This window comes from Micromonospora cabrerizensis, from assembly GCF_022230955.1.
In the GTDB taxonomy this organism is placed as follows: domain Bacteria; phylum Actinomycetota; class Actinomycetes; order Mycobacteriales; family Micromonosporaceae; genus Micromonospora; species Micromonospora cabrerizensis.
Window position 1 is genome coordinate 38362 of sequence record NZ_JAKKFI010000079.1, and the last position, 13079, is coordinate 51440.

Below are 13079 nucleotides of genomic sequence, written 5' to 3' on the forward strand. Positions count from 1 at the left end.
CCCGCGGCGGCGGTGTCATGCTGGTATACATGCCTGAGCTGCGGTCGAGGACTTCCACACACGGTCGGACGATGGCCGGCGCCCGGGCCCTCTGGCGGGCCACCGGGATGACCGACGACGATTTCGGTAAGCCGATCGTCGCCATCGCCAACAGTTTCACCCAGTTCGTGCCTGGTCACGTCCACCTCAAGGACATGGGTGGCCTGGTCGCCGACGCGATCGCCGAGGCCGGTGGGGTGGGCCGGGAGTTCAACACGATCGCGGTCGACGACGGCATCGCGATGGGCCACGGCGGGATGCTCTACTCGCTGCCCAGCCGGGAGCTGATCGCCGACGCGGTGGAGTACATGGTCAACGCGCACTGCGCGGACGCCCTGGTCTGCATCTCCAACTGCGACAAGATCACCCCCGGCATGCTGCTGGCCGCGCTGCGGCTCAACATCCCGACCGTCTTCGTCTCCGGCGGCCCGATGGAGGCCGGCAAGACGATGGCGATCGAGGGCGTCGTGCACAGCAAGATCGACCTGATCGACGCGATGATCGCCTCCTCGAACGAGGCGGTCACCGACGAGCAGCTCGGCGAGATCGAGCGCTCCGCCTGCCCGACCTGCGGCTCGTGCTCCGGCATGTTCACCGCCAACTCGATGAACTGCCTCACCGAGGCGATCGGGCTGGCTCTGCCGGGCAACGGCTCGACGCTGGCCACCCACGCCGCGCGCCGGTCGCTCTTCGTCGAGGCCGGCCGCACCGTCGTGGACATCTCCAAGCGGTGGTACGACGGCGACGACGACTCGGTGCTGCCCCGCACGGTCGCCTCCAAGGCCGCCTTCGAGAACGCCGTCGCCCTGGACGTGGCGATGGGCGGCTCCACCAACACGGTGCTGCACCTGCTGGCCGCCGCCCGTGAGGCGGAGATGGACTTCGGCGTCGCCGACATCGACGCGATCTCCCGGCGGGTGCCGTGCCTGGCCAAGGTCGCGCCCAACTCCCCGCAGTACCACATGGAGGACGTGCACCGGGCCGGCGGCATCCCCGCGATCCTCGGTGAACTGGACCGTGCCGGGCAGCTCAACCGGGACGTGCACGCCGTGCACTCTCCCTCGTTGGCGCAGTGGCTGACCGACTGGGACGTGCGCGGCGGCTCGCCGACGCCGACGGCGGTCGAGCTGTTCCACGCGGCTCCCGGTGGCGTGCGTACCGTCGAGCCGTTCTCCACCACCAACCGGTGGTCGTCGCTGGACACCGACGCGGCCGGTGGCTGCATCCGGGACAACGAACACGCCTACTCCGCCGACGGCGGGCTGGCCATCCTGCACGGCAACCTGGCGCCGGAGGGCAGCGTGGTGAAGACCGCCGGCGTGCCGGACGACTGCCTGACCTTCCGCGGCCCGGCGAAGGTCTACGAGTCGCAGGACGACGCGGTGACCGCGATCCTCGCCAAGCAGGTGGTCGCGGGTGACGTCGTGGTGATCCGGTACGAGGGACCGAAGGGCGGCCCCGGTATGCAGGAGATGCTCTACCCCACCTCGTTTCTCAAGGGACGCGGGCTGGGCCGCTCCTGCGCGCTGCTCACCGACGGCCGCTTCTCCGGCGGCACCTCCGGGCTCTCCATCGGCCACGTCTCCCCCGAGGCGGCCTCGGGTGGGCTGATCGCCCTGGTCCGTGACGGCGACGAGGTCGTCATCGACATCCCGAGCCGGTCGATCGAGCTGAACGTGCCCGCCGAGGATCTGGAGGCGCGACGGGTGGCCGAGGAGAAGCGCGACAAGCCGTACACCCCGACCGACCGGCAGCGCCCGGTGTCGGCGGCGCTGCGCGCGTACGCCTCGATGGCCACCTCGGCCAGCGACGGCGCCTACCGCCGCGTCCCGGAGTAACCACCGCTCGCGATCGACAGTGGATCGCCGATGTCGGGGTGTCCCACCAGGTCGGATATCCCGACGTCGATGGTGTCGTCGGCGAAACACGGTCCGCGGATGTCGGACGCGTCGGTTAGCGTGTCGTCGATCAATTCGGGGAGAGCCCGGATTCCTGCGGGGAAGAGGCGTGTACGTGTCGTTTGGCAAGAAGTCCGTGGCGGTGGCGGTCTCGGCGCTCACCGCGCTCGCTGTCTCCGCGTGTGGCACGACGTCCGGCGGGTCCAGTGAGCCCAAGCAGCCCAGCGTTCTGGAGCTGCTGGCCAGTGATCTCAAGGGGTCGCTGCAGAAGACGTCCGAGGCCACCAACAAGAGCGATTCGGTGACCGTGTCGATGACGGGCAATGCGGGCGGCGAGAAGGTCGAGATGCGCGGCGTCCTGGACCTCGGCGACCCGGTCAAGGCCGAGATGACGACGACGGACCCGAAGGGCGACTCGACTGTCGTCCGGATGGTCGGTGCGGTCATCTACGTCGAGATTCCGGCCGAGGACCGCGCGAGCATGGACGGCAAGCGCTGGATGAAGATGGACCTCGACGAAGCCGGCAAGCAGGCCGGGATGAACTTTGGCCAGCAGTTCGAGGACATCGACCCGACCAAGCAGGTCAAGACGCTGCTGGCCACCGAGGGCACGAAGGTGGTCGGGCAGGAGACGGTGAACGGGGCGGCCACCGTCCACTACACCGTCAACACCCCGCTGGCGACCCACCTCGAGCAGGTCGATGCGAAGCTGCGGGCCGGCGTCGAGCAGCAGATGACCAAGATGGGCGTCAAGGAGATCACCACCGACCTGTGGGTCGACGAGCAGTACCGGCCCCGCCGGGCCGCCCTGAAGATGGGCCCGTTGGGTGAGCTGGTGATGGACTACACCGACTACGGCAAGGCGGTGACGGTCGAGACGCCGCCGACGGCGGAGACCCTCGACTTCGCCGAGATGCTCAAGGGTCTGCAGGGCCTGACCGCCGGCAACTGACCTGTTCCGTGTTCGGGCGGGCTCGGCGTCACGCCGGGCCCGCCCGTCCCGTTCCCGGCGCCGTCCGGCCGGCGTGTCGATCCGCCCGGCCGGGCACTGATCGCCGCGGCAGGGATCACCGGATCAGGACGGTGCCCACGGTCCGCTGACGAACTGCCCGTTGCCGACGAACGGGCTGACGTTGGGCACGCATCCGCCCAGGTCCATCGTCTGGGTCATCATGACCGGGGCCGGCTTGCCGCGACCACCGCACGTCATGTGGGCGAAGCCCAGGAAGTGCCCGAACTCGTGATTGATCACGCCAGCGTGGTACTCCTCGATGCTGACCGGGTATCCCGGTGAGCCCTGCAACCAGCGCCGTAAATTGATCATGATGGTCTTGCCGTACTTGCAGGAGTAGACCCCCTCGGTGTCGACACCGCTCGCACCGCACAGCCGGTCCACCGTCCCCGGTGTGGCCAGCCGGACGTCGACGTCGACCTTCGAGGTGCTGACCCGCTGGAAGGACCACGACGCCCGGGTCAGGTTCACCGCGCCGTTGGTGACCGGGTGCTGCGCGGAGCTGGCCCACCCGTTCGGCGCCGCCAACACCTGCTCGATGCTCTCGGCGAACCGGTCCGGCTTCCAGGCCGCGATGTCGCCCCAGGCGATCCCCTTCTCCACCGAGACGCTGTAGCGCACCCGCTTCTTTCCCCTGCCGATCACGCGACCGGTGCCGGTGGCCGTGGTGAAGGTGCCGGCGGCCCTGGTGGGAATCTCCGCGTCGGTCGGGGTCTCCGGCGTCGGGCTGGAGATTGGCGTGTCGCTGGGGCTCGAACTCGAACGCGGCTCACTCGAAGTCGAGCGTGGGACATCGCCCTGCCCGGCGGCCGGTGCCGACGCCACACCGCACGCGGCGGTGGCCATCACCATCGCCAACGGGACCGACACGAGCAGCCGTCCGCTGATCCGCACGTGGAAAACCTCCAGGATCGATCACGGTCAGGTGAGGAACACCGGAAGGCTAGGTGACCAGGTGTAGGGAAAACGTCAAGACGGCGGGCGTCGATAGCCCGTCAGAACGCGACAGAGCGGGCAGACCCCTTGACGGTACGTAGTGGCTCGACGCGGCTGGTCGGCCGCCGGTTGGTGCGGCCGGGCACGCACCACAGCCGGGATGAGCCAGGTCAGTTGGCCGCCACCACGTGGTCGATCACCAGGTGGGCGGCGCCGGTGATGCCGACGTCCTGACCGGTGGCGACCCGCTCGATGAGCAGGGTCTGGGTGGCCAACGGCAGGCACCGCTCGTAGAGGGTGGCCCGCATACTCGCCAGCAGCGGTTCACAGTCGGCGAGCCGGCCGCCGATGGCGACCACCTGCGGGTTGAAGAAGTTGACCACGACGGCCAGGATCTCGCCGATGGCCCGGCCGGCCTGCCGGGCGAGCGCCGTGGCATGCCGGTCGCCGTCGTCGATCAGACGGATCACACCGGTCAGGTCGGAGACCGGTACGCCCTGGTCGCGTAGCGCGGTGACCAGGGCCGCGCCGCTGGCCACCGCCTCCAGGCAACCCGCGTTGCCGCAACTGCACAGTGGCGCGGGATCGGCCACCACCCGGCAGTGGCTGATGTCGCCGGCCGATCCCTGTGCGCCCCGGTGCAGGCGTCCACTGGAGATGACACCGGAGCCGATCCCGGTGCCGGCCTTGATGTAGACGGCGTGGTCCAGTTCGGAATACGCGGTGCGGTGAGCGCCGAGCGCCATCAGGTTGGCGTCGTTGTCCACGATGATCGGCACGTCGACCCGGCCGGCGCAGAACGCGGCGACGTCGAAGCCGTTCCAGCCGGGCATGCGGGACGGGCTGACGATCCGTCCGGTGGCGTGCTGCACCGGGCCGGGAATGCCGATGCCGATGCCTCGCAGCGCGCCCACGGCGGCGCCGGACGTCGGAGAGCCGGTCGCTGACGAGGCTGCCGGGTCATCGGGTGCGGCGGCCAACGCGGCGACCTCGGCCAGCAGCGCGCCGAGCACCGCCTCCGGGCCGTCCTCGATGCGTACCGGCAGGGTGCGGCCCTGGACGACCCGCCCGGAGAGGTCCAGGGTGCCGACGCGCGCGTGGTGCGCGCCGAGGTCGATGGCACCGACCACGGCGCCTCCGGTGGGCACCGCGAGCTGGCGCGGCCGTCGTCCACCTCGGGACCGTCCGGCGCCGGTCTCCTCCAGCAAACCCTGGTTGATCAACGCCTCGACCCGCTGGGAGACCGTCGAGGGAGACAGCCCGGAGAGCCGGGACAGGTCGGCACGACTGACGGCCGCTCCGGTGGCCACCCAGCGCAGCAGCTCCCGGGGGCCGCCCCGGAGGGCTTCGCGTGGCGCGTCGTCAATCGTCACGTCAGGTTCTTAGCATCCGCAGTTTGTTCAAGCAACCGGTTGACTTAGTTTCCTGGCTACCTTTAGATGGCGCTGTTGGTTCGATCTGAAGCTGACTTGGTTCGCTTGTCGAAGAAAGTGGGTGCGTCTGGTGGCACCGGGGACGACGGTTGCGGACCGACCGATGGTGTCGGTACGCGGCCTCAACAAGTGGTTCGGCCCGCTGCACGTGCTCAAGGACATCGACCTCACGGTGGCCGCCGGCGAGGTGGTCGTCGTGGTGGGGCCGTCCGGCTCCGGCAAGTCGACCCTGTGCCGCTGCCTCAACCGGCTGGAGACCGCCGGGCAGGGCAGCGTCGAGATCGACGGTGAGCCGCTGCCCGCCGAGGGCCGCGCGCTGGCCCGGCTGCGCGCCGACGTCGGCATGGTCTTCCAGTCCTTCAACCTCTTCGGCCACAAGACGGTGCTCGACAACATCACCCTCGGCCCCACCCGGGTCCGCAGGGTCGCCCGGCCCGAGGCACGGCAGCAGGCGATGACCCTGCTGGAACGCGTCGGTATCGCCGACAAGGCGAACCACCACCCGGCCCAACTCTCCGGGGGGCAGCAGCAGCGAGCGGCGATCGCCCGCGCGCTGGCGATGCAGCCGAAGGTGCTGCTCTTCGACGAGCCGACCTCGGCCCTCGACCCGGAGATGGTCAACGAGGTGCTCGACGTGATGGTCTCCCTCGCCGCCGAGGGGATGACCATGATCGTGGTGACCCACGAGATGGGCTTCGCCCGCCGCGCCGCCGACCGGGTCGTCTTCATGGACGACGGCCGCATCGTCGAATCCGGCGCCCCCGACGACTTCTTCGCAGCCCCGCAGACCGAGCGGGCCCGCGACTTCCTGTCCAAGATCCTCCAGCACTAGCCCCCAACGGGAGGGTGTCATGTCAATCCTCAAGATGAGCTTCACCGGGCGGCGTTCGCTCGCCCTCACCGCCACCGCCGTCGCGGTGGCCCTCGCAGCGACCGGCTGCGGCGGTGACAGCGGCGGCAGCGCACCGACGCTGCCCGGCAACCCCGGTCTGGGCGGCGACGGCGTCGTCGCCCAGTCGGTGTACGACGCCGCCCCCGTCGCCACCGACGCGGACATCCCCGCGGGCTCGACCATGGACGCGATCCGCAAGCGCGGCTACCTGAACATCGGCGGTTCCCTGGACGCGCCGCTGCTCGCCCAGCAGAACCCGGTCAGCGGCACCATCGAGGGCTTCGACGCCGACATGGCGAAGTTGCTGGCGAAGTACATCATCGGCAAGCCCGAGGTGAAGACGACGACCATCGGCACCCAGACCCGGGAGGCCATGCTCCAGGCCAAGTCGGTGGACGCGGTCTTCCAGACGTACACGATCACCCCGCAGCGGGCCACCCAGGTCGCCTTCGCCGGGCCGTACCTCACCTCGGGTCTCGCGGTCGGCGTCCGCAAGGACGACACCTCGATCAAGAGCGTCAAGGACCTCGCCGGCAAGACCGTCATCGTCGGGGCGAACACCCCCGCGGTCACCGCGCTGCCCTCCGCCGCACCCGGCTCCAAGCAGATCGCGTTCGGCACCGACCCGCAGGCGCTCCAGGCCCTGCTCCAGAAGCGCGGCGACGCGTACGTGCAGGACTTCACGCTGCTCGCGTCGGGCGCCAAGGCCAACCCGGGCATGAAGGTGGTGGGCGAGCCGTTCACCACCGAGGCGTACGGCATCGGCCTCAACAAGGAGGACCCGCAGTTCAAGGAGTTCGTCAACAACTGGCTGAAGAAGATCCAGGCCGACGGCACGTGGGCGAAGGTCTGGGAGGGCACACTCGGCTCGGTGGTCGAGGGCGGGGCACCCACCCCGCCGGCCCTCGGTTCCGCCGACGGCTCCTGAGCAACCTCTCGTACCGATGGACGCCCTCACCGCCCACCTGAGCGAGTTTGGCCACGGCCTGGTCACGACGGTCGAACTGACCGTCGTGACCACCGTCGGCGCGATGCTGCTGGGCATCGTCGTGGCCACCCTGCGGATCGCCCCCGTCCCGCTGCTGCGCGCCATCGGCACGGCGTACGTCGAGGTGTTCCAGAACCTGCCGTTGCTGGCCCTGCTGGTGCTCTTCGTCTTCGCGTTGCCGACCATCGGCATCACGTTCCCGTTGTTCACCTCCGCCGCGATCGTCATCGCCGTCTACGAGGGGGCGTACCTGGCCGAGGCGATCCGCGCCGGGATCAACACGGTCGGCGTGGGTCAGGCCGAGGCGGCCCGCGCCATCGGGCTCACCTTCGGCCAGTCCCTGCGGCACGTGATCCTGCCGCAGGGACTCCGGGCGGTGATCCAGCCGATCGGCAACATCTGCATCGCGCTGCTGATGAACACCTCGCTGGCCGCCGCTGTCGGGGTCGTCGAGCTGACCCAGGCGGCCAACACCGTGAACCTCGTCGAGGCCCAGCCGATCGCCGTCTTCACCGGCGCGGGCCTCGCCTACATGCTGCTGGCGCTGATCATCGGTCAGGTCACCGGCCTGCTGGAACGAAGGCTGGCGATCGTCCGATGAACCAGACCCAGAAGATCCTCTTCGACGAGCCCGGCCCCCGCGCCCAGCGACGCATCCGGATCGCCACCGTGCTGGGCGCCGTTCTGCTGGCCGGTGCCCTGGCCGCGGCCGTCTACCAGTTCGCCAGCCACGGCGAGTTGGCCGCCGAACGGTGGGAGCCGTTCACCACCTGGCCGATCTGGCGGTACCTGTTCAACGGCCTGTGGGCCACGCTGCGCGCCGCCGCCGCGACCGCCGTGCTCAGTGCCGCGCTCGGGCTGCTCCTGGCTCTCGGCCGGCTGTCGACGCATCGACCGTTGCGCTGGCTGGCCGGCGCGTACGTGGAGGTCTTCCGGACCGTTCCCACGTTGCTGTTGATCTACGTGACGCTGTTCGCCCTGCCGCAGTACGGCATGAACTTCCCGCTCTTCTGGAAGCTCGTGGTGCCGCTGGTGGTGTCCAACTCGGCGGCGTTCGCCGAGATCTTCCGGTCCGGCATCCTGGCCCTGGACCGGGGACAGACCGAGGCCGGCCTCGCCGTCGGGCTGCGTCGCGGGCAGGTGATGGCGCTGGTCGTGCTGCCCCAGGCACTGCTCCAGCTCACCCCGTCCCTGGTCAGCCAGCTGGTCGGGCTGCTCAAGGACACCTCGCTCGGCTTCGTGGTCAGCTACACCGAGCTGCTCTACAGCGGGCAGGTGCTCTCCTCGTACACCCACCTGCTGATCCAGACGTTCCTGGTGGTGGCACTGATCTACCTGGTGGTCAACGCCTCGCTGTCGAAGTTCGCCCGCGTACTCCAGGCCCGTAACGGCCGCTTCGGCGGCCGGCGAGCACGACGGGCCGCCGAACTGCCCCCGCCGCTCATCGAAGGGAACACCCCGCGGTGACCATTTTCCGCTACGCCGAACTGGCTCGGGTCGTCCGCAACGACTTCGTCGAGAGCAGGCACTACGGCAGTGTCGTGGTGCTCGCCCCGGACGGTGAGGTCGTCCTCGCCGCCGGCGTACCCGACGAGCCGGTGCTCCCCCGCTCCACCCTCAAGCCGGTGCAGGCGTTGGCCTGCCGGGTCGCGGCGGGTGACGAGCTGACCGGCCCGGCGCTGGCGCTCGCCGCCGGCAGCCACACCGGCGACGACCGGCACGTCGAGGTGGTCCGGGCGATGTTGGCCGGTGCCGGCCTGACCGAGGACGCGCTCGGTTGCCCGGTGGACTGGCCGGAGGACGAACCGACCCGGGACCGGCTGATCCGCGCGGGCGGGCAGCGCGACCGGATCCGGATGAACTGCTCCGGCAAGCACGCCGCGATGCTGGTCGCCTGCGTCGCCCGTTCGTGGAGCACCCACGACTACCTCGACCCCGGGCATCCGCTCCAGCGGGAGACCGCCGCCACCGTCGCCCGGCTGGCCGGAACGCCGGTCGCGCACCACGCCGTCGACGGTTGCGGCGCACCCCTGTTCGGCCTGCCGCTGACCGGCCTGGCCCGCACGTTCCAGGCGCTGGTCACCGCGCCCGCCGGGAGCGACGAGGCGCTGGTCGCGCAGGCCATGCGCCAACACCCGGAGTACGTGGGTGGCTGGCACGGGCACCCGAACACCGACCTGATGCGGGCACTGCCCGGCGTGCTCGCCAAGGGCGGGGCCGAGGGTGTGCTCGCGGTAGCCGCACCGGACGGTCACGCCGTGGCGGTCAAGGCGATCGACGGTTCACCCCGGGCCACCACCGCCATCGCCCTCGCCGCCCTCGACGCCGTCGGCGTACCGGTGGGTGGCGCCGACGCGCTGCGCCGGGTGCCGGTGCTCGGCGGCGGCGAACCGGTCGGCGCCGTCACGGCCGTCATCGACTGGACCCCGCCGTCGGAAGCGGCACCGTCTCGTAGCGAAAAGGAAGACTCATGAACACATTCGAGATCTGCATCGACAGCGTCGAGGGAGCGGTCGCCGCCGAGGAGGCCGGCGCCGACCGGGTGGAGCTGTGCTCCGCGCTCTTCGACGGCGGGCTGACCCCCAGCCTGGGCACCATCGAGACGACCCTGCGCGCCGTCACCCGGATCCGGGTGCACGTGATCGTCCGGCCCCGGGCCGGCGACTTCATCTTCTCGCCGTTCGAGATCGAAGCCATGGAGCGGGACGTACGGGCCGCCGTCGCGGCCGGCGCGCACGGCATCGTGATCGGCGTGCTGACCGCCGAGGGCGACGTCGACGTGCCGACCACCCGTCGGCTGATCGCCGCCGCCGGCGACGCCAGCATCACCTTCCACCGTGCGTTCGACATGACCCGCGACCCGCACGCGGCGCTGGAGCAGCTGATCGAGTTGGGCGTGCACCGGGTGCTCACCTCGGGCCAGGAGGTCAGCGTGCTGGAGGGTGCCCCGCTCATCGCCGACCTGGTGCGCCGGGCTGCCGGACGGATCGTCGTCATGCCCGGTGGTGGCATCACCCCGCGCAACATCGCCCGGATCGTCGAGGCGACGGGTGCCGACGAGTACCACTTCGCGGCCCTGGTCAGCTCGGACAGCCCGGCCGTGCACCGCAACCCGGCACCGCTGATGGGCGGCAGCCTGAGCCGACCCGAGTACGAGCGCTCCGGCACCTCCGGGGCCCTGGTCGGCCAGGTGCTCGCCGCCGCCCGCGCCTGACCCCCGCTTCGGAGCGTTGATCGCGCTCGAACGGCGTAGATCGTGCTCGAACATGGATGTAGTGGCCTCCCCGTCCAGGGAGGCCACTACGTCATGGATCGAGCGCGATCATGTCTGAGGTCGGCAGCCGGCCGGTGGTGGCCTAGCTTCGCCGGATGTCGTTGACGCAGCGCAGCACAGGCCGGGCGGTCAGCGCAGCAGTGTCCAGCGAACCGGAAGCCCGGACCGTGAACGTCGTCGACTCGCCCGGCAGCAGCGTTACCAGTGCCCGGTCCACTGTGGCCGCCGGGTCCACCCGATCGGCGAACAGCGTCAGGTCGCGCAGCACCGTGCGGGCGGTGACCCGGACCCGCTGACCACCGTCGAACGGCTCGACCGTCGTTTCCCAGGCCGCCAGAGGCCAGTCCACCTCCCGGTCCTCGGCGAAGAACCACAGGGCACGCTCCTCGGTGCCGCCGGCCTCCGCGGCCAGCAACTCGCGCCGGGCATCCTCCGGCCGGGCCAGGTCCGCCGGCAACGCCATCACCACCGAGGAGTACGCCGGCACGTCGAGGTCGACCGAGGTCTTCGCCCTCGGCTCCCCGGTGAGCGTGAACCGGGTGACCGCGGCCGGTACGGCCCACGCCTCGGCGGTCTCGTTGACGGCCACCAGGGCCAGACCACCGTTGCGCGGCTGCACGGTGAGGAGCCGGTCGGCGTACGCGTGGCGCAGCGCGTACCACAGGGGTTTGCGGCGGCCGTCGCCGTCGACGGCCGACCAGGAGGTCACCGGCCAGCAGTCGTTGAGCTGCCACACGATGGTGCCGGCGCAGACGTCCCGGTGGGAGCGGAAGTGCTCCACGCCGAGCTGGATGGCCCGGGCCTGGTTGAGCTGCGTCAGGTAGTGCCAGTCGTCGAAGTCCGCCGGTGCGGGCAGGTGTGCGTCCAGGCCCCGCTGGAGCTTGGCGTCACCGTTGGCCGCCTTCTGGTGGTGGGTCATGCCCGGTGAGTCGTGCGCCAGGGGCTCGTCGCTGAGCGCCCGGCGCAGGGTGGCGTACGCCGGTGGCGCCTGGTAGCCGAACTCGGCGACGAAGCGCGGCACGTACTCCCGGTATTTGGTGTAGTCGTCGGTGTTCCACACGTCCCAGATGTGGGTGGTGCCGTGCGCCGGGTCGTTGGGGTGGATCGCCTCGGTGCCCGACCAGGGGCTGCCCGGCCAGTACGGGCGGGTCGGGTCCAGCTCGCCGACGATGCGGGGCAGCACGTCGAGGTAGTAGCCGCGCCCCCAGGTGCGCCCGGCCAGCGGCTCCTGCCAGTCCCAGTCGTGCCAGCCCCAGATGTTCTCGTTGTTGCCGGTCCAGAGCACCAGCGACGGGTACGGCGTCAGCCGGGTCACCTGCTCGACCGCCTCGGCGGCCACCTCGGTGGCGAAGGGCTCCTCCTCCGGGTAGGCCGCGCAGGCGAAGAGGAAGTCCTGTTGGACGAGCAGCCCCCGCTCGTCGGCGAGGTCGTAGAAGTCCGCCGACTCGTACCGGCCGCCGCCCCAGACCCGCAGCAGGTTGATGTTGGCCTCGACGGCCTGGTCGAACCGCTCGGCCAGTCGGTCGCGGGTGATCCGGGTGGGGAAGGCGTCGTCCGGGATCCAGTTGACCCCGCGGACGAAGACGGGGACGTCGTTGACCGACAGCGCGAACGGGGTGCCGTGCTCGTCCGGCGTGGTGTCCAGTCGTACGGAGCGGAAGCCGACCCGGTGCGACCAGGCGTCGAGGGTGTCGCCGTCCGGCCCGTGCAGGGTCACCTCGACCGGGTGGCGTGCCTGCTCGCCGTACCCCCGGGGCCACCAGAGCGCGGGCTCGCGGACGGTGAGGGTGAGCACGGCCGTGCGCTGGCCGGCCGGGACGACCGCCTCGGTGTGGGCGCCGGCGACGGTGGCGCGGACGGTCAGCGGGACGTCCGAGGCCCGCTCGATCTCGACGTGCAGCTCGACCCGGCCGTCCCGGCCGTCCACGGTGACCAGTGGGCGGACGGTGGCCAACCGGGCGGTGGACCAGGCGTGCAGGCCGATCTCCTGCCAGATGCCCGCGGTGACCAGGGTCGGCCCCCAGTCCCAGCCGAAGTTGCAGGCCATCTTGCGGATGAAGTGGAACGGCTCGGGATAGGCGTTGGGTCGGTCGCCGAGGCGCTCCTGTTGCGCCTCGGCGTAGCGGTACGCGGAGTCGAACGCGACGACCAGGTCGTTGTCGCCCTCGCGCAGCAACGACCGGACGTCGAACCGGTAGCCGCGGTGCATGTTCTCGGTGCGGCCGACCTCGACACCGTTGAGGGTGAGCGTGGCGACGGTGTCCAGGCCGGCGCAGACCAGGTCGACGCGCTCCGCGTCGCCCGGCCGGTGCGCGAACGTGGTCTGGTAGCTCCAGTCGGTGCGCCCGATCCAGGCCAGTGCCAGCTCGTTGTCGTCGAGGTACGGGTCGGTGATCAGCCCGGCGTCGAGCAGGTCGGTGTGCACGCAACCGGGCACGGTCGCCGGCACGGCCCGCCCGGCGATCTCGGCCGGCACCTGCGCTCCGGGTGCCGCCCGCAGGGTCCAACCGTCGTAGAGTGCCTGTCGGCTCACGATTGCACCGCACCTTCTCCATCGAAAGACGTCCACTGAACCGGATAAGTTGAGAAACCGTACGGTTCGGACTC

The 13079-nt window shown here is 70.6% G+C and carries 12 protein-coding genes; 9 read left to right on the forward strand and 3 right to left on the reverse strand.

Annotated features, from left to right (window positions below):
- Positions 1 to 29: 29 nt before the first annotated feature.
- Positions 30 to 1877 carry a dihydroxy-acid dehydratase gene (ilvD, locus tag LADH09A_RS20500; protein WP_238647094.1) on the forward strand — a complete coding sequence of 616 codons (1848 nt, stop codon included), beginning with the start codon at positions 30 to 32 and terminating at the stop codon, positions 1875 to 1877.
- Between the two features lie 169 nt (positions 1878 to 2046).
- On the forward strand, positions 2047 to 2889 hold the full coding sequence (locus tag LADH09A_RS20505) for an SCO4651 family lipoprotein (protein WP_238647095.1): 843 nt from the start codon (positions 2047 to 2049) through the stop codon (positions 2887 to 2889).
- Positions 2890 to 3012: 123 nt separating this feature from the next.
- Here the strand turns inward: LADH09A_RS20505 and LADH09A_RS20510 are convergent, their stop codons facing one another.
- On the reverse strand, positions 3013 to 3684 hold the full coding sequence (locus tag LADH09A_RS20510; protein WP_238647154.1) for a DUF3152 domain-containing protein: 672 nt from the start codon (positions 3682 to 3684) through the stop codon (positions 3013 to 3015).
- Here LADH09A_RS20510 and LADH09A_RS31980 point away from each other — a divergent pair.
- A complete protein-coding gene (locus tag LADH09A_RS31980; RefSeq protein WP_238647155.1) occupies positions 3602 to 3910 on the forward strand; it encodes a hypothetical protein in 309 nt (102 codons plus the stop codon). The genes LADH09A_RS20510 and LADH09A_RS31980 overlap by 83 nt on opposite strands.
- Positions 3911 to 4055: 145 nt before the next feature.
- On the opposite strand, the gene LADH09A_RS20520 is transcribed toward LADH09A_RS31980, so the two are convergent.
- Positions 4056 to 5258 carry an ROK family transcriptional regulator gene (locus LADH09A_RS20520; protein WP_238647096.1) on the reverse strand — a complete coding sequence of 401 codons (1203 nt, stop codon included), beginning with the start codon at positions 5256 to 5258 and terminating at the stop codon, positions 4056 to 4058.
- A gap of 163 nt (positions 5259 to 5421) precedes the next feature.
- Here LADH09A_RS20520 and LADH09A_RS20525 point away from each other — a divergent pair, with 163 nt between their 5' ends.
- From LADH09A_RS20525 to LADH09A_RS20550, 6 genes are read left to right on the forward strand one after another with little or no spacing between them, the layout of a single operon-like run.
- Positions 5422 to 6150, forward strand: coding sequence for an amino acid ABC transporter ATP-binding protein (locus LADH09A_RS20525; protein WP_238647097.1), 729 nt, complete (start codon positions 5422 to 5424; stop codon positions 6148 to 6150).
- 19 nt (positions 6151 to 6169) lie between these two features.
- Entirely contained in the window at positions 6170 to 7138 is a 969-nt protein-coding gene (locus LADH09A_RS20530; protein WP_238647098.1) for a glutamate ABC transporter substrate-binding protein, read from the forward strand.
- A 16-nt stretch (positions 7139 to 7154) separates the two neighbouring features.
- Entirely contained in the window at positions 7155 to 7799 is a 645-nt protein-coding gene (locus LADH09A_RS20535) for an amino acid ABC transporter permease (RefSeq protein WP_238647099.1), read from the forward strand.
- Positions 7796 to 8665: an amino acid ABC transporter permease gene (locus tag LADH09A_RS20540; protein WP_238647100.1), complete on the forward strand. Its 870-nt coding sequence runs from the start codon at positions 7796 to 7798 to the stop codon at positions 8663 to 8665. Before LADH09A_RS20535 ends, LADH09A_RS20540 begins: the two co-directional genes overlap by 4 nt.
- A complete protein-coding gene (locus LADH09A_RS20545) occupies positions 8662 to 9672 on the forward strand; it encodes an asparaginase (protein ID WP_238647101.1) in 1011 nt (336 codons plus the stop codon). Before LADH09A_RS20540 ends, LADH09A_RS20545 begins: the two co-directional genes overlap by 4 nt.
- Complete coding sequence (locus LADH09A_RS20550) at positions 9669 to 10412, forward strand: copper homeostasis protein CutC (protein WP_238647102.1); 744 nt, start codon at positions 9669 to 9671, stop codon at positions 10410 to 10412. The genes LADH09A_RS20545 and LADH09A_RS20550 overlap by 4 nt, the downstream gene beginning before the upstream one ends.
- Positions 10413 to 10554: 142 nt before the next feature.
- Here LADH09A_RS20550 and LADH09A_RS20555 read toward each other — a convergent pair whose 3' ends face one another.
- Entirely contained in the window at positions 10555 to 13005 is a 2451-nt protein-coding gene (locus LADH09A_RS20555) for a glycoside hydrolase family 2 protein (protein WP_238647103.1), read from the reverse strand.
- Positions 13006 to 13079 lie beyond the last annotated feature (74 nt).